This window comes from Actinomyces sp. HPA0247 (assembly GCA_000411415.1).
GTDB lineage: Bacteria > Actinomycetota > Actinomycetes > Actinomycetales > Actinomycetaceae > Pauljensenia.
The window spans coordinates 366361-388426 of the sequence record KE150450.1; the positions used below are offsets into that span (position 1 = coordinate 366361).

The window sequence follows — 22066 nt, forward strand, 5'->3', positions numbered from 1 at the left end:
CTCAGTTCTTCGCCACAGAGTCGAGGATCGCGAAGATGCGAGCCGTGACCTCGTCGATCGTGCCGCTACCATCGACAACCTCAAGGAGGTCCTGGTCGACGTAGTAGGTGGCAACGGGTTCCGTCTGCTGGTGGTAGACCTCCAGGCGGTAACGCATGACGGGCTCGGTATCGTCCGTGCGATGCTGCTCCTGGGCGCGCTTGAGCATGCGCTCCACGACCTCGTCCTCATCAACCTGAATCTCGAGAACGACGTCGATGGACTTACCCAGGTCGAGGAGCATGTCGCGCAGCACGTGCGCCTGCTCCACGGAACGCGGGTAGCCGTCGAGGAGGAATCCGTCAGCAGCGTCCGGGGCGGCCAGGCGCGCCTTCACCATGGCGTTCGTGACCGAATCCGGCACGAACTCGCCGCGGTCCATGTAGGCCTGCGCCTGCTTGCCGATCTCCGTGCCCTCCGCCATGTTCGCGCGGAAGATGTCACCCGTCGAAATAGCCGGGATACCGAGACGCTCAGCGATGCGCGAGGCCTGGGTGCCCTTGCCAGCTCCGGGAGGGCCGAGGAGGATGACGACTGTCATTTCAGGAATCCTTCGTAGTGATGCTGCTGCAGCTGCGTGTTGATTTCCTTCACCGTCTGCAGACCGACGCCGATGATGATGAGCAGCGTTGTGCCACCGAAGGGCATCTGCGAGCTCGACAGCTTCAGCGGAATGATCGCGAGAGACGGCAGGAGGGCGATGATCACCAGGTACAGGGCACCCGCCGACGTGATTCGGTTGATCACGTAACGCAGGTACTCAGCCGTGGGGCGACCCGCACGGTAACCGGGGATGAAGCCTCCGTACTTCTTCATGTTGTCGGCAACCTCGTCCGGATTGAACGTAATGGCCGTGTAGAAGAAGGTGAAGAACAGGGTCATCAGGGCGTAGATCGTCAGGTAGAACGAGCTGCCCTGCGTGAAGTGCGCAGAGATCCACTGAACCCACGCGTCGTCGGGCTTGCCGAACTGCGCCGCCATCGGAGGCAGGGCAAGAATCGACGATGCGAAGATGACGGGGATAACACCCGACATGTTGATCTTCAGCGGGATGTAGGTGGTCGTACCGCCATACTGGCGGCGCCCAATCATGCGCTTGGCGTACTGCACGGGGATTCGGCGCTGAGCCTGCTCGACGTAGACGACCGCGATCGCGACGAGGAGGAGAAGGGCAACGATAGCCGCAACAGAGCCCCACTTGCCAGCCTGGCCAATCGACAGGAGCTGCTCGGGCAGACGAGCGGCAATCGAGGTGAAGATCAGCAGGGACATACCGTTGCCGATGCCGCGCTCCGTGATGAGTTCGCCCAGCCACATGATGACGCCCGTACCGGCCATCATGACGATGATCATCATGATGAACGTCAGTACCGAACGGTCCTTAATGATGTCCTGGTTGCAGGACTGGAACAGCTGGCCGCTGCGCGCCAGAGAGATCGTCGTCGTCGCCTGCAGAATGCCCAGGAAGATAGTCAGATAACGCGTGTACTGCGTCAGCTTCGCCTGGCCGGTCTGCCCCTCCTTGTGGAGGTCATCGAATCGAGGAATCACGACCCGCAGCAGCTGGATGATGATCGACGCGGTGATGTAGGGCATGATGCCCAGCGCGAAGATCGACAGCTGCAGGAGCGCTCCACCCGAGAACAGGTTGACGAGGTCGAGCAGCGACGCCTGCGACTCCTGCGCCATGCAGGCCTGAACGGCCTTCGAGTCCACGCCGGGCGTCGGAATGAACGAGCCCAGCCGGAACGCGGCCATGATGAACAGGGTAAAGAGCAGCTTCCGACGCAAGTCGGGGGTACGGAACGCCTGGGCGAATGCACCGAGCAAGGCTTCCTCCTACGAATGATGGGCAAGCGGGGCAAAAGCCCCTAGACTGATCCAGCTTACCCGACACGGGTAGCGGTTGGCGATATCCAATCATTAAAAAAGCGCATTGCCGCGTATTTAACGAGACGCGGAGCGCTGGCGCCCCATGCGGCGGGGCAAGCCGTTTTCGCGGGTGAAAAGCCATTTGACAGCTCCTCATCCTTGATGATGACAGACACGTAACGGGGGTGGTCCCTCGCGGGACCCCCCCCGTTCACCGTCAGCGAGCCGAGATGGACCCGCCAGCAGCCGTGATCTTTGCCTCGGCGGAGGACGACCAGGAGTCGACCTCAACCTCGAGCTTCACGTTCAGTTCGCCACTGCCGAGCACCTTGACGGGCGCGGAGTCGCGAACGGCGTGCTTAGCGATGAGATCCTCGACCGTGACCTTGCCGCCCTCGGGGAAGAGCTCCCCGAGCTTGCCAACGTTCACGACCTGGTACTCAACGCGGAAGGGGTTCTTGAAGCCGCGAAGCTTCGGCAGACGCATGTGGATCGGCATCTGGCCACCCTCGAAGCCGGCAGCAACCTGGTAACGGGCCTTGGTGCCCTTGGTGCCACGGCCAGCGGTCTTGCCCTTCGAACCCTCACCGCGACCCACGCGGGTCTTCGCGGTCTTGGCTCCGGGGGCAGGACGCAGGTGATGCAGCTTAACGATCTGCGTCTTGTTCGTGGAGTCCGCCATTGTCAGTCGACCTCCTCAGCGGTCACCAGGTGACGCACGGTGCGAACGGCGCCGAGAACGGCATCCGTCTGCTCACGCACGACGCTCTGGCCGATCTTGCGCAGCCCGAGGGTGCGCAGCGTGTCCTTCATGTTCTGCTTCGCGTGAGCGGAGGACTTGACCTGGGTGATCTTGATGTTCTTCGCCATCACTTAGCCTCCCCTGCAGCGGCCTTGTCGGCCTCGGCGGCCTCGGCAGCCGCGCGCTTCTCGGCCTCGCCCTCTGCGCGAGCGCGCAGCATGGACGCGGGAGCAACGCGCTCGAGGGGCAGGCCGCGACGAGCGGCGACAGCCTCGGGCTGCTCGAGCTGCTTGAGTGCGTCAACCGTCGCGTGGACGATGTTGATCGCGTTGGACGAGCCCAGCGACTTGGTGAGCACGTCGTGGACGCCTGCGGCCTCCAGGACGGCGCGCACCGGGCCGCCGGCGATAACGCCGGTACCGGGGGCAGCCGGACGGAGCAGGACGATACCAGCGGTATCGCGGCCCTGCACCACGTGCGTGATCGTGCGGCGGATCATCGGGACGCGGAAGAAGTTCTTCTTCGCCTCCTCGACGCCCTTGGAAATGGCCTGAGGAACTTCCTTGGCCTTTCCGTAGCCGACGCCCACCGTGCCTTCGCCGTCACCCACGACAACCAGGGCGGTGAAGGAGAAACGACGTCCACCCTTCACGACCTTGGAGACGCGGTTGATCGTCACGACGCGCTCGATGTACTCGTTCTTGTTCTCGTTGTTCCGGCGGTTATCGCGATCGTTGCCGCGGCCGGAGCGGCGCTCACGGCGATCGTTGTTCTCGCCCGCGCCCGAACCGTTCCTGTCTCGCTGCTGTGCAGCCATCAGATGATCTCTCTTTCTTTCGGCTCGTTCACAGCTCGAGTCCGCCCTCACGGGCGGCCTCGGCAACGGCCGCAACGCGACCTGCGTACTTGTTACCACCACGGTCGAAGACGACAGCGGAGATACCGGCAGCCTTCGCACGCTCGGCGATCAGTGCGCCGACCTTGCGAGCCTTGTCGGTCTTCGTGCCCTCGGAACCGGCGAGCTCGGTCTCGATGTCGGAGGCCGACACCAGGGTGTGGCCGACCGTATCGTCGATGACCTGAGCCACCATGTGGCGGTTCGAACGGGTGACGACCAGACGGGGACGCTCGGGCGTGCCGTTGATCTTCTTGCGGAGGCGGAGGTGACGGCGCTTGCGAGCGACGAACTTGCCCTTGCCCTTGATCGAGTAAGCCATCACTTACCAGCCTTTCCGACCTTGCGACGGATGGTCTCGCCCACGTAGTGGATGCCCTTGCCCTTGTAGGGCTCCGGCTTCTTCAGCTTGCGGATGCGAGCAGCGGTCTCACCGACGAGCTGCTTGTCGATTCCGGACACCGTGAACAGCGTCTGGGACTTCGGAGCGATCGTGAACTCGATGCCCTCGGGCGGGGTGACGGTAATCGTGTGGGAGAAGCCCAGGGAGAACTCGAGGTCCTTGCCCTTGGCGACCACGCGGTAACCGGTGCCCGTGATTTCGAGATCCTTCTTGTAGCCCTCGGTCACGCCGATGATCATGTTGGCGATCAGGGTGCGGGACAGTCCGTGGAGCGAACGCGAGGTGCGCTCGTCATTCGGACGCTCGACGACAACCTGGCCATCCTCGATCTTCGCGGTGATCGGCTCGGCGACAACGTGGGAGAGGGTGCCCTTGGGGCCCTTCACGGTCACGTTCTGGCCGTCGATCGCAACGTCGACGCCGGCGGGGATAGCGATGGGGTTCTTACCAATTCGCGACATTGTTCAGCCTCCTCATCACCAGATGTAGGCGAGGACTTCCCCACCCACACCCTTCTCGGCTGCCTGACGGTCGGTGAGCAGGCCGGAGGACGTGGACAGGATCGCCACGCCGAGGCCGCCGCGGACCTTGGGCAGGTTGGTGGACTTGGCGTACACGCGCAGACCGGGCTTGGACACGCGCTTGAGCCCCTGGATGGCGGCTTCGCGGTGCGAGCCGTACTTCAGGTTGATCGTCAGGGTCTTGCCCACGCGGGCATCCTCGACGGAGGTCGAGGCAATGTAGCCTTCCTCGACCAGGATGTTCGCAATCGCGTTCTTGAGCTTCGAGTACGGCATGGAGACCGCATCGTGGTGCGCACGATTCGCGTTGCGCAGACGCGTCAGCATATCTGCAATCGGGTCTGTCATTGTCATGGGGGTTTATTCCCCTTCCTCGTCGCGGTTTCTCCGGTTACCCGGGACCTGCGACGTTCGTTTTACCAGCTGCTCTTGGTGACACCGGGGAGCTCGCCACGGTGGGCAAGCTCGCGCAGGCACACGCGGCACAGTCCGAACTTGCGGTACACCGAGTGCGGACGACCGCAACGGTTGCACCGGGTGTAGGCACGCACGCCGAACTTCGGCTTGCGGGCAGCCTTGACCTTCAGGGATGTCTTGGCCATGGGTCAGTCCTCCTTGAACGGGAAGCCGAGGTGACGGAGAAGGGCGCGACCCTCTTCGTCGGTGGTGGCCGAGGTGACAACCGTGATGTCCATGCCGCGCACTCGGTCGATCGAGTCCTGGTCGATCTCGTGGAACATCGACTGTTCCGTGAGACCGAAGGTGTAGTTACCGTGACCGTCGAACTGCTTAGAGGACAGTCCGCGGAAGTCACGGATACGGGGAAGCGCCGTCGAGAGGAGGCGGTCCAGGAACTCCCACATGCGGTCGCCGCGAAGCGTCACGTGCGCACCGATCGCCTGGCCCTCACGCAGCTTGAACTGCGCAATGGACTTCTTGGCGCGGGTGGTCACGGGCTTCTGGCCGGTGATCGCGGTGAGGTCGCGGATAGCGCCCTCGAGTGCCTTCGAGTCGCGAGCGGCCTCGCCGACACCCATGTTGACGACAATCTTCGTCAGTCCGCCGACCTGCATGACGTTCTCGTGCTTGAACTCAGCACGGAGCGCCTCGCGGATCTCGGAGACGTACTTTTCCTTCAGACGCGGGGCCATGCTCAGATCTCCTTGCCCTGCTCAATGCCGCGCTGCGCGCCGCCGCGAGTCACGCGGACTCGGACGGTGCGGGTGCGGCCGCCGCGCTCGACGGTGTCCTCGCGGAAACCGACGCGAACGCGCTTCTTGGTCTCGGGGTCGACCAGAGCGACCTTCGACAGAGCGATGGGGGCTTCGATGGTCTCGATGCCGCCGGCGCTGCCCTGCTGGCCCTGGCGCACGTGGCGCGTCTTCAGGTTGATGCCCTCGACAAGGACCTTGCCCTCGGCCGGGAACACCTGGATGACGCGGCCCTGCTTGCCCTTGTCGCCGGGCTTGAGGGGCTCGAGGCCCTCTTCCGCGCGGCGGGCGTTGCGCTTGGCCAGCGCCTTCTCGTCGGACGTGCGTCCGCGAACGACCTCCACGAGGTCATTCTTACGAATCTTGGCTGCCATGGATCAGATCACCTCCGGAGCGAGGGAGACGATACGCATGAACTTCTTGTCGCGCAGCTCGCGGCCCACGGGGCCGAAGATACGCGTGCCACGCGGCTCGCCATTGTTGTTGATGATGACGGCCGCATTCTCGTCGAAACGAATGTAGGAACCGTCGGGGCGGCGGGTTTCCTTACGCGTGCGAACGATCACTGCCTTGACGACTTCGCCCTTCTTGACGTTGCCGCCGGGGATGGCGTCCTTCACGGTAGCGACAATGGTGTCGCCGATACCCGCGTAGCGCCGACCCGAGCCACCGAGAACACGGATGGTCAGGATCTCCTTGGCCCCTGTGTTATCGGCGACCTTCAGTCGCGACTCCTGCTGGATCATTTTCTATTGACTCCTGTCGTCGTGCCGGTTCTCTCCCGGATTGTACCGGTCGAGCCTTGCCGAACGGATTTCGGTCTGTGAGCGAAGGTCACTTCGCCTTTTCGAGGATCTCCACAACGCGCCAGCGCTTGGTGGCCGACAGCGGGCGGGTCTCCATGATGAGGACGAGATCGCCGACACCGCACTCGTTGTGCTCGTCGTGAACCTTGACCTTCTTGTTCTTGCGCATGACCTTGCCGTAGAGGGCGTGCTTGACGCGGTCCTCGATCTGGACGACAACGGTCTTGTCCATCTTGTCGCTGACGACGTAGCCGCGACGGACCTTACGCTCGTTACGAGCGGTGGTTTCTGCCATCAGGCTCACTCCTCAGTGCTCGGGGCGGTGCGGTAGCCAAGCTCCCGCTCACGCGCGATGGTGTAGATCCGGGCAATGTCGCGACGCACGGTCTTCATACGACCGTGATCCTCGAGGTTGCCAACGGCCTGCGCGAAACGCAGGTTGAACAGCTCGGCCTTAGCCTTTTCCAGCTCCTTGGACAGCTGGGAGTTGTCCATGGCGTCGAGCTGCTCGGTGGTCAGACCCTTATCTGCCATCAGATGTCACCACCCTCTCGGACCACGAAGCGGGTCTTGATAGGAAGCTTGTGCTGGGCACGGCTGAGGGCCTCGCGAGCGAGCTCCTCGGGGACGCCTGCCAGCTCGAACATGACGCGTCCGGGCTTGACGGGGGCAACCCACCACTCCGGAGCACCCTTACCGGAACCCATTCGGGTTTCGGCGGGCTTCTTCGTCAGCGGACGGTCCGGGAAGATGTTGATCCAGACCTTACCGCCACGCTTGATGTGACGGGTCACGGCAATACGAGCCGCCTCAATCTGACGGTTGGTGATGTAGGCGGGCTCGAGGGCCTGGATGCCGTAATCGCCGAACGCCAGTTCGGTGCCACCGGAGGCGAAGCCAGTGCGGTGAGGACGGTGCTGCTTGCGGTACTTAGTCCGACGGGGAATGAGCATGGGGCTCAGGCCTCCGATCCGGTCGTGGGCGCAGCGGCCTCGGAGGCGGAAGCCTCACGGGGTGCCTGCTGCGCAGCGGTCTCCTGGTTGGGGCGTCCACCGCGGCGGGGGCCACGGCGGCCATCGCGACGTCCGCCACGCTGGGCCTGCTCGGCCTGCTGGCGAGCGAACTCGCGCTCGGTGATGTCGCCCTTGTAGATCCACACCTTGACGCCGATGCGACCGAAGGTCGTACGGGCCTCGTGGAATCCGTAGTCGATGTTCGCGCGGAGGGTGTGCAGCGGCACGCGGCCCTCACGGTAGAACTCGGAGCGGGACATTTCGGCGCCACCCAGACGGCCGGACACCTGGACACGAATGCCCTTGGCGCCAGCGCGCTGCGCGGACTGGATGCCCTTACGCATCGCACGACGGAAGGACACGCGGGCAGCAAGCTGCTCGGCGATGCCCTGCGCAACGAGCTGCGCTTCGAGATCGGGGTTCTTCACCTCGAGGATGTTCAGCTGAACCTGCTTGCCCGTGAGCTTTTCGAGCTGCACGCGCAGGCGATCGGCCTCGGCGCCGCGGCGGCCGATGACGATGCCGGGGCGAGCGGTGTGCAGGTCGACGCGAACGCGGTCACGCGTACGCTCGATGTCGACCTCGGCGATACCAGCGCGCTCGAGGTTGTCGGTCAGGAACTTGCGGATCGCGACGTCTTCCGCCACGTAATCCGCGTAGCGCTGTCCCTTGGTGGTGGAGTCGGAGAACCAGCGAGACCGGTGGTCAGTGGTGATTCCCAGACGGAACCCGCGGGGGTTGACCTTCTGACCCATATCAGCGGTCTCCCTTCTTCTTGTCTTCCTTGGTCCCCACCACGATGGTGATGTGGGAGGTGCGCTTCAGGATACGACCGGCGCGCCCCTGTGCACGGGGACGAATACGCTTCATGGTCGGACCCTCGTCCACGTATGCCTCCAGGACGAGCAGGTCGGCCTCGTTGAAGGTCTCGCCGGCGTTCTCAGCCTTGACCTTCGAGTTGGCGACGGCGCTCAGGAGCACCTTGCGGACATCGGTGGCGACGGCCTGCGGGGCGAACCGCAGAATGTCGGCGGCCTCCAGAACACGCTTGCCGCGAACTTCGTTCACAACACGGCGGGACTTCTGGGGCGTGACGCGGATGAATCGCGCCTGCGCCTTGGCTTCCATGTATCTGCCTCTTCTTCCGTGGGGCCGGCTCAGCGCCGACGTCCCTTACGATCGTCCTTGTCGTGGCTGCGGAAAGTACGCGTGGGAGCGAACTCGCCGAGCTTGTGGCCCACCATCGACTCGGTGACGAAAACGGGCACATGCTTACGGCCGTCGTGGACGGCGATGGTCAGGCCCAGGAAATCCGGGGTGATGACCGAGCGACGCGACCAGGTCTTGATGACGTTCTTCGAGCCGGATTCGTTCGCGGCGTCGACCTTCTTGAGCAGGTGGTCGTCGACGAACGGGCCCTTCTTCAAACTACGCGGCATTTCAATCGACTCCTACTCAGCGGTTCTTGCCGGTCTTGCGACGGCGGACGATCAGACGATCGGACGCCTTCTTCGGACGACGCGTACGGCCCTCGGGCTTGCCCCAAGGCGACACGGGGTGACGACCACCGGACGTGCGGCCTTCACCACCGCCGTGCGGGTGATCAACCGGGTTCATGACGACACCACGGACGTGCGGGCGCTTGCCCTTCCAGCGCATACGGCCGGCCTTGCCCCAGTTGATGTTCGACTGCTCGGCGTTGCCGACCTCACCGATGGTGGCGCGGCAGGTGGCCTCCACGTTGCGGATTTCGCCGGACGGCATACGCAGCTGGGCGAAGCGGCCTTCCTTAGCGACGAGCTGCACGGAGGTGCCAGCGGAACGAGCGATCTTGGCGCCGCCACCCGGGTAGAGCTCAACGGCGTGCACAACGGTACCCAGGGGGATGTTGCGCAGCTGCAGCGAGTTGCCGGGCTTGATGTCGGCACCAACGCCAGCCTCGATCTGATCGCCCTGCTTCAGGCCGGTCGGAGCGAGAATGTAGCGCTTCTCGCCATCCGCGTAGTGCAGGAGAGCGATGCGAGCGGTGCGGTTGGGGTCGTACTCAATGTGAGCGACCGTTGCCGGGACGCCGTCCTTGTCGTGACGACGGAAGTCGATCACGCGGTACTGGCGCTTGTGGCCGCCGCCGCGGTGGCGGGAGGTCACGCGACCGTTGTTGTTACGGCCACCGGTCTTGTGCAGCGGGCGCAGCAGCGACTTCTCGGGGGTGTCGCGGGTGATCTCGACGAAGTCAGAGACGGACGAGAAGCGACGGCCCGGAGTCGTGGGCTTGTACTTGCGAATTCCCATTGTTCAAATGTCCCTTCGGTCCTCAGGCCTGATCGCCGAAGATGTCGATGGTGCCCTCACGCACGGTGACGATGGCACGCTTGACGTCCTTGCGCTTACCGATCCCGTTACGGGTGCGGTAGGTCTTGCCCTTGCGGTTCTGGGTCGCGATGGAACCGATCTTGACGCCGAAGATACGCTCGAGGGCAATCTTGATCTCGGTCTTGTTCGCGCGGGGGTCAACCTCGAAGGTGTACTTGCCCAGGTCCATGAGGGCGAGCGACTTCTCGGTGGTGACCGGCTTCAGGATGATGTCGCGGGGGTTCTTACCCGCTTCAATCGTGCTCACTTGGTCTCCTCCTTGGTACCGAGGAAGGACTCAAGGGCGGCCTGCGTGAAGACGATGTCATCGGCGTCCAGGACGTCGTACGTGTTCAGCTGGTCGGCCCACAGAACGTGAACCTCGGGAACGTTGCGCAGGGACAGCGCGGTCAGTTCGTTGCCACGCTCGAGGACGACGAGAGCCTGACGGTCCTCGACGATCGCGCGCAGAGCGGCGAGAGCAGCCTTGGTCGAGGGCTTGTCGCCTTCGAACAGGGCGGTGACAACGTGGATGCGGTCGGCGCGCGCACGATCGGACAGAGCGGAACGCAGAGCGCCCTGCTTCATCTTCTTGGGGGTGCGCTGGTCGTAGTCACGCGGCTGGGGGCCGTGGACGATGCCGCCACCGGTGAAGTGAGGCGCACGGATGGAGCCCTGACGGGCGTTACCGGTGCCCTTCTGGCGGAACGGCTTCTTGCCGCCACCAGCGACCTCACCGCGGGTCTTCGTCGCGTGCGTGCCCTGGCGGGCGGCCGCAAGCTGAGCGACGACAACCTGGTGCATCAGCGGAATGTTGGTGGGGACGTCAAAGATGGACCCGGGGAGAACGACGGAACCCGCCTTCTTGCCCTTGAGGTCGATGACGTCAACGTTACGATCGTCAGCCATGATCACGCACCCTTCACGGAGGAGCGAACCAGGACAACGCCGTTCTTCGGGCCGGGGATGGCACCGCTGATGAGCAGCAGGCCCTTCTCGGTGTCGACGGCCTGGATCGTCAGGTTCTCAACAGTACGACGGTTGCCACCCATGCGGCCGGCCATGCGCAGGCCCTTGAAGATGCGACCGGGCGTCGCGCAGGCGCCGATCGAACCGGGCTTGCGGTGGTTGCGGTGCGCACCGTGGGAGGCGGAAACACCAGCGAAGCCGTGACGCTTCATGACGCCGGCGAAGCCCTTGCCCTTGGTGGTGCCGGAGACGTCGACAGCCTGGCCAGCCTCGAAGGTGGCGGCGTCGAGCTCCTGGCCGAGCTCGTAAGAGTCGTGCTCGGAGGTGCGGACCTCGACGAGGTGACGGCGCGGAGCAACTCCGGCCTTCTCGAAGTGGCCCTGCAGGGGCTTGGTGACCTTACGGGAGTCAATCTCACCGAAGCCAAGCTGGATAGCGGAGTAGCCGTCGACCTCGTCGGTGCGAACCTGGGTGACGACGTTGGTGCCGACCTGCACGACAGTCAGGGGCACGAGGTGGCCGTCGGCATCCCAAACCTGGGTCATGCCGATCTTGCGGCCGAGCAGCGCCTTGACGGGCGCGGCAGCGTGCTGCTTCTTCTTAGTCATTGCAGATGTCCTCAGAGCTTGATCTCGATGTTGACGTCCGCAGGCAGGTCGAGGCGCATAAGCGAGTCGACGGCCTTGGGGGTCGGGTCGATGATGTCGATGAGCCGCTTGTGCGTGCGCATTTCAAAGTGCTCGCGGCTGTCCTTGTACTTGTGGGGCGACCGAATGACGACGAAAACGTTCTTTTCGGTCGGCAGCGGCACCGGGCCCACGACCGTGGCGCCAGCACGCTGTACGGTGTCCACGATCTTGCGCGCGGAGCTGTCGATGACCTCGTGGTCATACGACTTGAGCCGGATGCGGATCTTCTGTCCCGCCATGCCGTCTTACCTCTTCTCGTACAGATTCGCCGCCGGTCCCCGCACTCGGGCGTGTCGCAGCCGTTGTGCGCGCGATTGCTCGCGCTGGACCGACGTCTTGTCCAAAGATCTTGGGCATATTGCCCGATCCATACGTGATGGCACGCATGGACCACCCCAGAGACGCTGGGGCATCCGTGCCATTCTGTCGGAGTTCCACCCGCGAGTACAAACCCGGAGGGGGATTCTCGCATGTGAAACCACCGACAGAGTGGCAGCGACAATGGTCTGAGCTGCGTGAAACAGTCCGGACCGTCACCAAGAAACTACCGTACCCCGCACTCGGGCGTGTCGCAACCGGGGATCGGTCACATTCTCGTCAACGAGGCCTGGGCTCCTCGGGGGAAACGTCTCCCAGGCAGGCACCCACCACTACCCCACCATCTTCCACCCCACCTTCCCCACCGACGCGACACCCGGCTGAAGAGAGCTAAGGGCCCCGCCTCTCACAAGAGGCGGGGCCCTCAATGCCGCTGGATCAGCAGCGAATCAAATCTGAGAAAGTCTCAGAGGTCGATTCACTTGATGATCTTGGTGACACGACCGGAACCAACGGTGCGGCCACCCTCACGGATGGCGAAGCCGAGGCCGGGCTCCATAGCGATGGGCTGGATCAGCTCAACGGAGATCTCGGTGGTGTCGCCAGGCATGACCATGTCGGTGCCCTCGGGGAGGGTGATGACGCCGGTCACGTCCGTGGTACGGAAGTAGAACTGCGGACGGTAGTTCGAGAAGAACGGGTTGTGACGGCCGCCCTCTTCCTTCTTGAGGATGTAGACCTGGCCCTCGAACTCGGTGTGAGGCGTGATGGAGCCGGGAACGGCCACAACCTGGCCACGCTCGACCTCGTCGCGCTTGGTGCCGCGCAGCAGCAGACCACAGTTCTCGCCAGCCCAGGCCTCGTCCATCGACTTGTGGAACATCTCGATGCCGGTCACCGTGGTCTTCTGGGGCTCACGGATACCGAGGATCTCGACCTCGGAGTTGATGGGCAGCTTGCCACGCTCAACACGACCGGTGACGACCGTGCCACGACCGGTGATCGTGAAGACGTCCTCGATCGGCATGAGGAAGGGCTTGTCCATGTCGCGCTCGGGGGTGGGGATGTAGGAATCCACCGCGTCCATGAGCTCCTCGACCTTGGCAACCCACTCCGGGTCGCCCTCGAGGGCCTTCAGAGCGGAAACCTGGATGATCGGGGCGTCGCGATCGAAGTCCTGGGACTCGAGCAGGTCGCGGCACTCTTCCTCAACCAGCTCCAGCATCTCCTCGTCGTCGACCATGTCGGCCTTGTTGAGGGCGATGAGGATGGTGGGGACGCCGACCTGACGGGCGAGCAGAACGTGCTCGCGGGTCTGGGCCATGGGGCCGTCGGTGGCGGCGACCACGAGGATCGCGCCGTCCATCTGGGCCGCGCCGGTGATCATGTTCTTGACGTAGTCGGCGTGGCCGGGGGCGTCAACGTGCGCGTAGTGACGCGCCTCGGTCTGGTACTCGACGTGGGAGACGTTGATCGTGATACCACGATCGCGCTCCTCGGGAGCGTTGTCGACCTGATCGAAGGGGGTGAACTCGTTGAGTTCGGGGTACTTGTCGTGCAGCACCTTGGTGATAGCTGCCGTCAGCGTCGTCTTGCCGTGGTCAACGTGACCAATCGTGCCGATGTTGACGTGCGGCTTGGTGCGCTCAAACTTGGCCTTCGCCACTTGTGTCCTCCTGGACTCGGGTAGATATTCTCAGCCTACGGCTAGGTGCCACTTTAACACCCCTGGGGCTTGAGACCTACTGGGTTTACTTGTGTGTGAGGCGGCTCGCAGGGCAGATGACCTGCCCCGCGAGCCCCCGGTGGGACTCAGTTGCCCCGAGACTTGCCGACGATCTCGTCCGCGACGGCGCGCGGAACCTCGGCGTAGCTGTCGAACTCCATGGAGTAGACAGCGCGGCCCTGCGTCTTGGAGCGCAGGTCGCCCACGTATCCGAACATCTCGGACAGCGGCACCTGGGCCTTGACGACGCGCACGCCGTGCTGCTCGTCCATCGACGAGATCTGACCACGACGAGAGTTGAGGTCGCCGATGACATCGCCCATGTACTCCTCGGGAGTACGAACCTCAACGGCCATGATCGGCTCGAGGAGGACGGGGTTAGCCTTCTTAGCAGCTTCCTTCAGCGCCATCGAGCCAGCAACCTTGAACGCCATTTCGGAGGAGTCAACCTCGTGGTAGGCGCCGTCAAGCAGCGTGGCCTTGATGTCAACCATCGGGTAGCCGGCGAGAACGCCGGACTGCATGGCGTCCTTGATGCCCGCGTCGACCGACGGAATGTACTCGCGAGGAACGCGTCCACCGGTGACCTTGTCCTCGAACACGTACTCTTCCTCGGAGTCGGCCGGGAGGGGCTCCAGGGCGATGATGACACGCGCGAACTGGCCGGAACCACCAGTCTGCTTCTTGTGCGTGTACTCGTACTTCTCGACCGTCTTGCGGATGGTCTCACGGTAGGCAACCATCGGGTTACCCACGTTGGCCTCGACCTTGAACTCGCGACGCATACGGTCGACGATGATGTCGAGGTGGAGCTCACCCATACCACCGATGATGGTCTGGCCGGTTTCGGGATCAAGCTCGACGGTGAACGTCGGGTCCTCTTCCGCGAGCTTCTGGATGGCAACGCCCATCTTCTCCTGGTCGGCCTTCGACTTGGGCTCGACGGCGACCTGGATAACGGGGGCGGGGAAGGTCATCGACTCGAGGACGATCGGCTTGTCGATAGCGGCAAGCGTGTCACCCGTGGTCGTGTCCTTCAGGCCGATGACCGCGTAGATGTGACCAGCGTGTGCCACGTCGACGGGGTTCTCCTTGTTGGAGTGCATCTGGAAGATCTTGCCGATGCGCTCCTTCTTGCCCTTGGTCGAGTTGAGGACCTGGGAACCGGACTCGACCTTACCGGAGTACACGCGGATGAAGGTGAGCTTGCCGTAGAAGGGGTGAGCGGCGATCTTGAACGCCAGAGCCGAGAAGGGCTCGTTCTCGTCGGGCTTACGGACCTCGGTCTCTTCCTCGGTCTCAGAGCCGGGGAGGAAGCCGCGAACGTCGCCGATGTCGAGCGGGGAGGGCAGGAAGTCCACGACGGCGTCGAGGACGGGCTGCACGCCCATGTTGCGCAGAGCGGTACCGCAGTAGACGGGGAACGCGCGCGAGGAGATGGTCAGGAGGCGGATACCTTCCTTGATCTGCTCGATCGTCAGCTCGCCGTTCTCCAGGTAGGCCTCGGTCAGCTCGTCGGAGCCCTCGGCGGCGGCCTCAACGAGCGCCTCGCGGTACTCTTCAGCCTTTTCCTGGTACTCGGCGGGGATCGGGCCGCGCTCGACGATGGAGCCGAGCGTGTCGTTGCCCTTGTCGTCCTTGGCCGGGTAGGTCAGGGCCTCCATGGTCAGCAGGTCGATGTTGCCGACGAAGTCGTTCTCGGCGCCCATCGGGAGCTGCATGACGATCGGGGTCGCGTGCAGGCGGTCGCGAATGGTACCAACCGAGAAGTAGAAGTCGGCGCCCATCTTGTCCATCTTGTTGATGAAGCAGATACGCGGGACGTCGTACTTGTCGGCCTGACGCCACACGGTCTCGGACTGGGGCTCAACGCCCTCCTTGCCGTCGAACACGGCGACGGCGCCGTCGAGGACGCGCAGCGAGCGCTCAACCTCAACGGTGAAGTCAACGTGACCGGGGGTGTCAATGATGTTGATCTGGTTACCGTTCCAGAAAGAGGTAACGGCGGCGGACGTAATCGTGATGCCGCGTTCCTTTTCCTGTTCCATCCAGTCGGTCGTCGAGGCGCCGTCGTGCGTCTCGCCGATCTTGTAGTTGATGCCCGTGTAGAACAGGATGCGTTCCGTCACGGTCGTCTTGCCGGCATCGATGTGAGCCATGATGCCAATGTTGCGGACCTTGTTGAGGTCCGTCAGCACCTCTAGTGCCACGAGTGTGGTTCCTTCGTTCGAAGTAATGGGTGTTCTTGCTGCGTGAGACGAGGCCCGGTTGCCCAGGCCTCGTCTTTAAATCACCAGCGGTAGTGCGCGAAGGCGCGGTTGGACTCAGCCATCTTGTGCATGTCCTCACGACGCTTCACGGCGGCACCGAGGCCGTTGGAGGCGTCGAGGATCTCGTTGGCGAGACGCTCGGTCATGGTCTTCTCGCGACGCTGACGCGAGAAGTCGACCAGCCAGCGCAGGGCCAGCGTCGTGGCGCGCGCGGGGCGAACCTCGACGGGGACCTGGTAGGTCGCACCGCCGACGCGGCGGGAGCGGACCTCAAGGGCCGGACGAATGTTCTCGAGGGCGCGCTTGAGCACGGAGACGGGCTCCTGCTCGGTGCGCTCACGAACGGTTTCAAGTGCGCCGTAGACGATGCGCTCGGCGACGGTCTTCTTGCCGTCGAGGAGAACGCGGTTGACCAGCTGGGTCACGACCTTGGAGCCGTAAACCGGGTCATCGACGAGGGGGCGACGGGGAGCGGGGCCCTTACGAGGCATTACTTCTTCTCCTTCTTCGCGCCGTAACGGGAACGAGCCTGCTGACGGCCGCGGACACCCTGGGTGTCGAGTGAGCCGCGGACGATGCGGTAACGCACGCCGGGCAGGTCCTTCACACGACCACCGCGCACGAGCACGATCGAGTGCTCCTGCAGGTTGTGGCCCTCACCGGGAATGTACGCGGTGACTTCGATGCCGGACGAAAGGCGCACACGAGCGACCTTTCGCAGAGCCGAGTTCGGCTTCTTCGGCGTGGTGGTGTACACACGGGTGCACACGCCGCGACGCTGGGGGGAGCCCTTCAGCGCGGGGGTCTTCACCTTCGCGCGCTTCGAGACACGTCCCTTGCGGACGAGCTGCTGAATGGTAGGCACTGGGTCTCCAGTTTCTTTCCGTCGGCGGCCTCCCCTCACGTCGAGGGGCGGCCCTGATTGTCAGTCTTCCGCGACTGCATGACCCCCGCGTGGGCACACGTGTCCGCTGGGGGCCGGCGCGCCATGATAACCACGAGGGTCAGAGAATGACGCCCGGAGCTCCGACGGACGGAGCCCGCTCCCGGTTTCCCGGGCACAGAGGTCCCACAGAGGCGGGAACCACCCTCAAGGATAGTGGGAAACGTCGCCATTCGTCAAAGGGGCTGACGTGTGGTTCCCCCCTCATCGACGAGGCCGGGGCCGGGTAGCGCTCACGCCGTTCAGTACTGGGGTAGCTCGTCTTTCCACTCCGAGAACATGTCTGCCGCGTCCGAGACACTCTTGCAGCGTTCTTCAGCGGTTATGTCATCCTATTCGCGACGCGGAGGGGCCCGCAGGTGCTTGCCTGCGGGCCCCTCCCCCACGGGTCAGCGATACTCACCGCCCCCGAGGATCGCGCCGTCCGGGCAATCCCGGATCGGTCACTCTTCCGTATTCTCAGCCCCCGCCTCGTCAATCGAAGCGTTGGGTTCGACGGTGATCACGGCCTGCGCCTTGCGGGTCCGGTAGCGGCGGATCGCCACCACCTCAAGGCCCAGCAGCGACAGGATCAGGATTCCTGCCACCACCCAGGTGATGTACTCCCACGCGTTGCGGGTGACCTCGGGCTGGCCGTTCTCGTACATCCACGAGTTGGCAACCGTGTAGAGGATGTCGTGCGAGGCAGTGCGCAGCGCGGTCACGCCCGCCGCATCCTGCACGTTCACCGTCGCGATCGGCATGTCGAGCGTCGCGAGCATCATGTCGCCACCGTTACGGGTGATCTGGTCGGCGTTCTGGTAGCCGTAGCCGGCGAAGTAGTCGGTCAGGACCATGCCGCGGAAGCCCCACTCGTCACGCAGGACATTCTTCAGCAGCGCCGAGTTCGCACCCGCGTACTCGGGGCCGATGTAGTTGAACGCGCTCATGATCGCGTGCGCGCCGCCGTCCTTGACGCCGATCTCGAAGGGACGCAGGTACACCTCACGCATCGCCTGCTCATTCGTCCAAGTCGCCAGCATATGCGTGCGGTTGGTTTCCTGATCGTTGAGGGCAAAGTGCTTGAGGAAGGCGTACACGCCCTTGGCCTGAGCACCCTTGATCTCCTCGGCGACCTGCGAGCCGGCCAGCACCGGATCCTCCGAGAAGTACTCGAAGTTACGGCCCGCGTATGCGTAACGGTGCGTGTTCGTCGCCGGCGCATACCAGCCCGAGACCTGCATGTCGTGTGCCATCGTGCCGATCGCGTCACCGAAGGAGTGCGCGAGCTCCTTGTTGAAGGTGGCCGCCACGGAGACCGCGGAAGGCAGACCGATCGAGCCGACGCCCGTGAAGTTGTTGTTCAGCGAGGCAGGGCCGTCCACATCGGACACGCGCAGCTTGCCGATCGAGGAGATCGCCGGGGAGCCGTAGCCACCCTTGGAGATGAGCGTGTTCATCTCCTTGATCGTCAGCTGGTCGAGGAGCTGATCCCACTTCGGGTCGTTGTAATCGAGGCCCGCGAGATCACCCAGGACGAGGCCGTTCTTCGCGCCCGTGGTCGGCATCGTTGCATTGGAGTCGGCGTCAGCGGCCGCCGCGTCGTAGTTCGAGTTCGCGAGGAACTTCGCCTTATCAGCCTCGCTCATCTCGAAGTTCGTGGGGCGGCAGTGGCCGCCGCGAGGTTGGCGAAGTGGCCCGCACGGGACAGGTAGATGATGTCATCCTTCGCATCGTCGAACTGGTTGGTGGCCACAACCTTGTCACCATCGTGCGTCTTGTCAGCGGTGTTGAAGGTCTGCGTCGCATCCACCGTGTACGTCTTCTCATCGATGACGTCGTGCGAGTTCGAGCGCGCGGAGATCTTGTAGTCGCCGGCCTCGAGCACGTAGGCCTTCGCGTTCGTCGCATCGTAGGACGCGAGATCGTCACGGTTCCAGGAAACCGTCAGCGTCTGGGACTCGCCGGGCGCGAGTTCCTTGGTCTTGTCGTAGGCCAGCAGGTTAGCTGCAGCCTTCTCGATGCCACCGTCCGTGTAGGGCGGGTTGTCGTAGATCTGCACGACGTCCTTACCGGCGACCTGACCCGTGTTCGTCACGGTCACATCCGCGGACATGGCACCCGTGGCCTCGTCGACCGAGATATCGCCCATCGACTGGGAGAACGTCGTGTAGGACAGGCCATAGCCGAAGGGGTAGACGACCGCGTTTGCGTAATCGATGACGCCCTCCGCAGCCGCCGTCTCGTACCAGCGGTAGCCGACGTAGATCGAGTCGTTGTAGTTGACGAAGGACGGCTGCGTCTGCGTGCCCTTGTTGAAGGGGTCATCCTGGGCGAACTCCGTCATATTCGTGTACTGGAAGTCGCCGAAGTTGTTCGCCGAGGGACCAGCCTTAATGTCGCGCGCGAAGGTGTCGGGGGTCTTCGCCGAGGGGTTCACCTCGCCGTCCAGGATGCGGCCCAGCGCGTTGAAGCCCACCTGACCGCCGGGGATCGCCCACACGATCGCGTCGATCTCCGGGTCATCCTGGAGGTCACCCAGCTGGAACGCGTTCGCAGCGTTGATAACAACAACCGTCTTCGTCGACGTCTTCTTCGCCAGCTCGATCATGTCCTTCTCGGGACGCGTCAGCTCAAGGTAGCCCTGGCCGTCCTCGAAGTCCGTGTACTCATCGGAGTTGTTCGTGTAGCTGAAGTACGGGTTGTCAGCCATCTCCTTATTGACATCGCGCGGCAGGTCGAATCCCTCGCCGCCGGAGCGAGCGATCGTCACGACCGCCGTATCGCCGAAGGCAGCCGCGTTGGAGAGCAGGTCGTCGGAGTACTTGTCCTGTGTCGGCTCGGGCAGCGACCAATCGGCCTTGAACATGCCGACCTCCGGGCGCTCAGCGCGGTAGGAGGTGTACAGGTTCGTCAGCTCATCGTTCGTGGTGAAGCCAGCGTTGTGGAGGCCATCCAGGAGGGAGGTCGTCGGGTTGTCCTTCGACAGCGAGCCGGAGCCTGTGCCGCCGTAGATCGGGTTCGTCGACCCCCAGCCCCACACGTTGATCGCGGAGCCCTTGGCGAGCGGCAGGGCACCGTTGTTGTTCTTCAGAAGGACCATGCCCTCGTCAGAAATATCGTTGCCCAGATCTTCCACCTGGGCCTTCGATGCGTCCGTGAGGGCACCGGTGCCGGCCGCCAGGTCGAGCACCGTCTTGAAGCCGCCGTACATCATCGACACGACGGCCACGACGACCGCGACGAGCGCCGCGACCCAGGCCGTCGAGCGCGTGAGCTTGCGGGCAGGCTTGCCCATCTTGAAAACAGCGAGGGAGACGATGATGGCGAGCGCCAGCGCCACGCCGATGACGATCAAGGGGACCTTGATCGACTCAACCATCTTCCACACATCAGACCAGTTGATGGAAAGCATTGTTGATGTCCTCTTTCAGTTCCGAAACCCTGCATCCCAGAGCCAGATCGGCTCCCTTTCCATCCCCGTTTGTGTCTCCATAGACATGGGTCGCCGCAGACCAGAGGGCAGATGGGAACCGCCACCACCTATTCAACCGCACGGTCGGCCCTGCGCCGTGGGGCCTCGTGCGTTCTGTCGGATTGGGCGCACAATCTGTCAGAATGGGCAGCCTGGTGCCCCGCAGGTTTCACCGCCTACGCGGACAGCAACTCTCCCCGCCACCGACGAGGATAGCCACAGGGGATGCGCGAGGGCCCGGCCCCCTCGCGGGGACCGGGCCCTGTACCGTTGTCGGCCGGATTTACGATCAGCGTGCGCGACGCCTCGCTGCTACGAGGCCGACGCCGGCGACGCCTAGCAGGCCGACGAGCGCGATGGCAACTCCGGTGTTTGCGCCAGTGCTGGCAAGCTTGTTGCCTTCAGTGCTCTTGCCGCCAGTGGGCTGCGGCTGCTCAGGAGTCGGCTGGGACTGCTCGACAGTGGGCTGCGGCTGCTCAGGAGTCGGCTGGGACTGCTCAGGAGTCGGCTGGGACTGCTCGGGAGTCGGAAGCTCGGGGAAATCGCACGTCGAAGACGCCGAGGTATCGGACTCGGCAATGGCTGCGCCACTCGTCGTCGTCCCCGAGATCTTCACGAGCGGAGTAACCTCAGCGCTGCCGGTGATAAGGAACGAGAACTTCACCGACCCGTTGGGGGGAAGCTCCAGATCCTTGAAGGTAAGCACCTTGCCCGCGACCGCCGGCTCGGGGGCGCCGCTGGCCGACTGGGGAACGTAGGTGGCATCGTCCGACAGTGTCGCAATGACCGTCTGAACCGACTTGACATCACGGTTCGGGTTCGTGATCGTCACGCCGATGGTGCGCGTTGCGGTGGAGTCGGCGCCCGGCTGGGCGACGGCGCATGTCGCGGAGGACAGCGCGACCTGGCCCTTCGGCGAGAAGGAGGTGATGAGAGAGTAGTCGGCCGTCATATTCGGCTCGAGCGTACGAGTCCAGCTCACAGCCATGCCGTTATCTCGGTTGGAATCTGCGTACGCGAGCATGTTGGGCAGCGGCGCACGATCCTTGAGCTTATCCCAGACCTCGTAAAAGCCACCGTAGTAGTAGTTCGAACCGGCGGTCGTCGGGACGAACTGCTCGACTCGGCCACGATCCGAATGCCCGCCGGTTTCCGGATCCTTCGCTCGGCAGATGACCGTCCCCGTGTTCGCGTCGTACTCGCCGAAGCCGTAATCATCGTCCTGGAGGTAGCAATCCGCCGCGTGGTAGAGAGTAAAGTCCTGAGCGGCATCCGAAATGTTCTTCACCGACGAGGTCGTCGCGTAGAAGTCATTGCCCGTGGAGTAGGTGTCCGTCTGCGTAATCTCGAATCCACCGCCGCGAACGACAGTCGTGAGGACCCACGGATCGGCTTGAGTGCCCATTCCTGACTTGGATTGCGAGACCGGCGTCCAGGCGATCGCACTCATAGACCGTGCCTGACGCGAATTCAGCTCCCCCGGACCGAAGAGCTCAGATCCTACAGCGAGGAACGTTCCACAGTCGGCTGGATCCGTAGTGGAGTTACCGTTGTAGAACTCGTTGTATCTATCGCCCTTGTAGTTGATCGAGCAGTTGAGCGTGTCGGAGATGGCAATCCGAACGAGCGGTCCGTCCGTATCCTCAATCGTGGGACCAGCCGCAAGGGCCGCCAACGGGTTGAGAACGAGGGTCGCGGAGCCGAGCGCAGCAATGACCAGTTTCTTGGACAGGCGCATGAGAGGACATCCTTAAGCGTTTATGGATAGTGTGCGGCCAATCTAGCATCCGCGCGCCAGCTTTCCAAATGGTTGAACTTGTCATGTTCGACCGTCGCCGCTGGT

30 protein-coding genes are annotated in these 22066 nt (G+C 63.6%); all 30 read right to left on the bottom strand.

Annotated features, from left to right (window positions below; all coding sequences use genetic code 11):
* Position 1 precedes the first annotated feature (1 nt).
* The 30 genes from HMPREF1478_RS01475 to HMPREF1478_RS01615 all read right to left on the bottom strand — a co-directional run bounded on the left by HMPREF1478_RS01475 (position 2) and on the right by HMPREF1478_RS01615 (position 21961).
* Positions 2-580: an adenylate kinase gene (locus tag HMPREF1478_RS01475; protein WP_016460319.1), complete on the bottom strand. Its 579-nt coding sequence runs from the start codon at positions 578-580 to the stop codon at positions 2-4.
* Positions 577-1869 (bottom strand): preprotein translocase subunit SecY, encoded by a 1293-nt coding sequence (gene secY, locus HMPREF1478_RS01480; RefSeq protein WP_016460320.1) that lies wholly within the window; start codon positions 1867-1869, stop codon positions 577-579. Before secY ends, HMPREF1478_RS01475 begins: the two co-directional genes overlap by 4 nt.
* A 259-nt stretch (positions 1870-2128) precedes the next feature.
* Positions 2129-2593: a 50S ribosomal protein L15 gene (rplO, locus tag HMPREF1478_RS01485; RefSeq protein WP_016460321.1), complete on the bottom strand. Its 465-nt coding sequence runs from the start codon at positions 2591-2593 to the stop codon at positions 2129-2131.
* A gap of 2 nt (positions 2594-2595) precedes the next feature.
* The gene (gene rpmD / locus HMPREF1478_RS01490; protein ID WP_016460322.1) at positions 2596-2781 is read right to left on the bottom strand and encodes a 50S ribosomal protein L30; all 186 of its coding nucleotides are present in this window, start codon (positions 2779-2781) and stop codon (positions 2596-2598) included.
* Positions 2781-3470: a 30S ribosomal protein S5 gene (gene rpsE / locus HMPREF1478_RS01495; protein ID WP_009054680.1), complete on the bottom strand. Its 690-nt coding sequence runs from the start codon at positions 3468-3470 to the stop codon at positions 2781-2783. Before rpsE ends, rpmD begins: the two co-directional genes overlap by 1 nt.
* Before the next feature lie 28 nt (positions 3471-3498).
* Entirely contained in the window at positions 3499-3870 is a 372-nt protein-coding gene (rplR, locus tag HMPREF1478_RS01500; RefSeq protein WP_016460323.1) for a 50S ribosomal protein L18, read from the bottom strand.
* Positions 3870-4412: a 50S ribosomal protein L6 gene (gene rplF / locus HMPREF1478_RS01505; protein ID WP_016460324.1), complete on the bottom strand. Its 543-nt coding sequence runs from the start codon at positions 4410-4412 to the stop codon at positions 3870-3872. The genes rplR and rplF overlap by 1 nt, the downstream gene beginning before the upstream one ends.
* Positions 4413-4427: 15 nt before the next feature.
* Positions 4428-4826 (bottom strand): 30S ribosomal protein S8, encoded by a 399-nt coding sequence (rpsH, locus tag HMPREF1478_RS01510; RefSeq protein ID WP_009054660.1) that lies wholly within the window; start codon positions 4824-4826, stop codon positions 4428-4430.
* A gap of 62 nt (positions 4827-4888) precedes the next feature.
* A complete protein-coding gene (locus tag HMPREF1478_RS01515) occupies positions 4889-5074 on the bottom strand; it encodes a type Z 30S ribosomal protein S14 (RefSeq protein ID WP_003790603.1) in 186 nt (61 codons plus the stop codon).
* Positions 5075-5077: 3 nt separating this feature from the next.
* A complete protein-coding gene (gene rplE, locus HMPREF1478_RS01520; RefSeq protein WP_009058550.1) occupies positions 5078-5623 on the bottom strand; it encodes a 50S ribosomal protein L5 in 546 nt (181 codons plus the stop codon).
* Positions 5624-5625: 2 nt separating this feature from the next.
* Positions 5626-6057: a 50S ribosomal protein L24 gene (gene rplX / locus HMPREF1478_RS01525; RefSeq protein WP_016460325.1), complete on the bottom strand. Its 432-nt coding sequence runs from the start codon at positions 6055-6057 to the stop codon at positions 5626-5628.
* Positions 6058-6060: 3 nt separating this feature from the next.
* Positions 6061-6429: a 50S ribosomal protein L14 gene (gene rplN, locus HMPREF1478_RS01530; protein ID WP_003790609.1), complete on the bottom strand. Its 369-nt coding sequence runs from the start codon at positions 6427-6429 to the stop codon at positions 6061-6063.
* A gap of 88 nt (positions 6430-6517) precedes the next feature.
* Positions 6518-6784: a 30S ribosomal protein S17 gene (rpsQ, locus tag HMPREF1478_RS01535; protein ID WP_003790611.1), complete on the bottom strand. Its 267-nt coding sequence runs from the start codon at positions 6782-6784 to the stop codon at positions 6518-6520.
* Between the two features lie 5 nt (positions 6785-6789).
* The gene (gene rpmC, locus HMPREF1478_RS01540) at positions 6790-7023 is read right to left on the bottom strand and encodes a 50S ribosomal protein L29 (protein WP_003790613.1); all 234 of its coding nucleotides are present in this window, start codon (positions 7021-7023) and stop codon (positions 6790-6792) included.
* Positions 7023-7442, bottom strand: a complete 420-nt coding sequence (gene rplP / locus HMPREF1478_RS01545) for a 50S ribosomal protein L16 (RefSeq protein WP_016460326.1) — start codon at positions 7440-7442, stop codon at positions 7023-7025. The genes rpmC and rplP overlap by 1 nt, the downstream gene beginning before the upstream one ends.
* A gap of 5 nt (positions 7443-7447) precedes the next feature.
* Positions 7448-8257 (bottom strand): 30S ribosomal protein S3, encoded by an 810-nt coding sequence (gene rpsC / locus HMPREF1478_RS01550; RefSeq protein WP_016460327.1) that lies wholly within the window; start codon positions 8255-8257, stop codon positions 7448-7450.
* Position 8258: 1 nt separating this feature from the next.
* Positions 8259-8630, bottom strand: coding sequence for a 50S ribosomal protein L22 (gene rplV, locus HMPREF1478_RS01555; RefSeq protein ID WP_003790620.1), 372 nt, complete (start codon positions 8628-8630; stop codon positions 8259-8261).
* 29 nt (positions 8631-8659) lie between these two features.
* On the bottom strand, positions 8660-8941 hold the full coding sequence (gene rpsS, locus HMPREF1478_RS01560) for a 30S ribosomal protein S19 (RefSeq protein ID WP_003790621.1): 282 nt from the start codon (positions 8939-8941) through the stop codon (positions 8660-8662).
* A 16-nt stretch (positions 8942-8957) separates the two neighbouring features.
* On the bottom strand, positions 8958-9794 hold the full coding sequence (gene rplB / locus HMPREF1478_RS01565) for a 50S ribosomal protein L2 (RefSeq protein ID WP_009054709.1): 837 nt from the start codon (positions 9792-9794) through the stop codon (positions 8958-8960).
* A gap of 22 nt (positions 9795-9816) precedes the next feature.
* A complete protein-coding gene (gene rplW, locus HMPREF1478_RS01570; protein WP_003790626.1) occupies positions 9817-10122 on the bottom strand; it encodes a 50S ribosomal protein L23 in 306 nt (101 codons plus the stop codon).
* Positions 10119-10763: a 50S ribosomal protein L4 gene (rplD, locus tag HMPREF1478_RS01575; RefSeq protein ID WP_009054699.1), complete on the bottom strand. Its 645-nt coding sequence runs from the start codon at positions 10761-10763 to the stop codon at positions 10119-10121. Before rplD ends, rplW begins: the two co-directional genes overlap by 4 nt.
* A gap of 2 nt (positions 10764-10765) precedes the next feature.
* Positions 10766-11431 carry a 50S ribosomal protein L3 gene (gene rplC / locus HMPREF1478_RS01580; protein ID WP_016460328.1) on the bottom strand — a complete coding sequence of 222 codons (666 nt, stop codon included), beginning with the start codon at positions 11429-11431 and terminating at the stop codon, positions 10766-10768.
* Positions 11432-11442: 11 nt separating this feature from the next.
* Entirely contained in the window at positions 11443-11751 is a 309-nt protein-coding gene (gene rpsJ / locus HMPREF1478_RS01585; RefSeq protein WP_003790631.1) for a 30S ribosomal protein S10, read from the bottom strand.
* Positions 11752-12308: 557 nt separating this feature from the next.
* Positions 12309-13496, bottom strand: a complete 1188-nt coding sequence (tuf, locus tag HMPREF1478_RS01590; RefSeq protein WP_016460329.1) for an elongation factor Tu — start codon at positions 13494-13496, stop codon at positions 12309-12311.
* A gap of 146 nt (positions 13497-13642) precedes the next feature.
* Positions 13643-15766 (bottom strand): elongation factor G, encoded by a 2124-nt coding sequence (gene fusA, locus HMPREF1478_RS01595; protein WP_016460330.1) that lies wholly within the window; start codon positions 15764-15766, stop codon positions 13643-13645.
* Between the two features lie 80 nt (positions 15767-15846).
* Positions 15847-16317 (bottom strand): 30S ribosomal protein S7, encoded by a 471-nt coding sequence (gene rpsG / locus HMPREF1478_RS01600; RefSeq protein WP_003790637.1) that lies wholly within the window; start codon positions 16315-16317, stop codon positions 15847-15849.
* The gene (gene rpsL / locus HMPREF1478_RS01605) at positions 16317-16691 is read right to left on the bottom strand and encodes a 30S ribosomal protein S12 (RefSeq protein ID WP_003790639.1); all 375 of its coding nucleotides are present in this window, start codon (positions 16689-16691) and stop codon (positions 16317-16319) included. Before rpsL ends, rpsG begins: the two co-directional genes overlap by 1 nt.
* 521 nt (positions 16692-17212) lie before the next feature.
* A complete protein-coding gene (locus HMPREF1478_RS10780; protein ID WP_016460331.1) occupies positions 17213-18397 on the bottom strand; it encodes a glycoside hydrolase family 3 N-terminal domain-containing protein in 1185 nt (394 codons plus the stop codon).
* Positions 18394-20163: a glycoside hydrolase family 3 C-terminal domain-containing protein gene (locus HMPREF1478_RS10785; RefSeq protein ID WP_016460332.1), complete on the bottom strand. Its 1770-nt coding sequence runs from the start codon at positions 20161-20163 to the stop codon at positions 18394-18396. Before HMPREF1478_RS10785 ends, HMPREF1478_RS10780 begins: the two co-directional genes overlap by 4 nt.
* Before the next feature lie 349 nt (positions 20164-20512).
* Positions 20513-21961 carry an LPXTG cell wall anchor domain-containing protein gene (locus tag HMPREF1478_RS01615; RefSeq protein ID WP_016460333.1) on the bottom strand — a complete coding sequence of 483 codons (1449 nt, stop codon included), beginning with the start codon at positions 21959-21961 and terminating at the stop codon, positions 20513-20515.
* Positions 21962-22066: the final 105 nt, after the last annotated feature.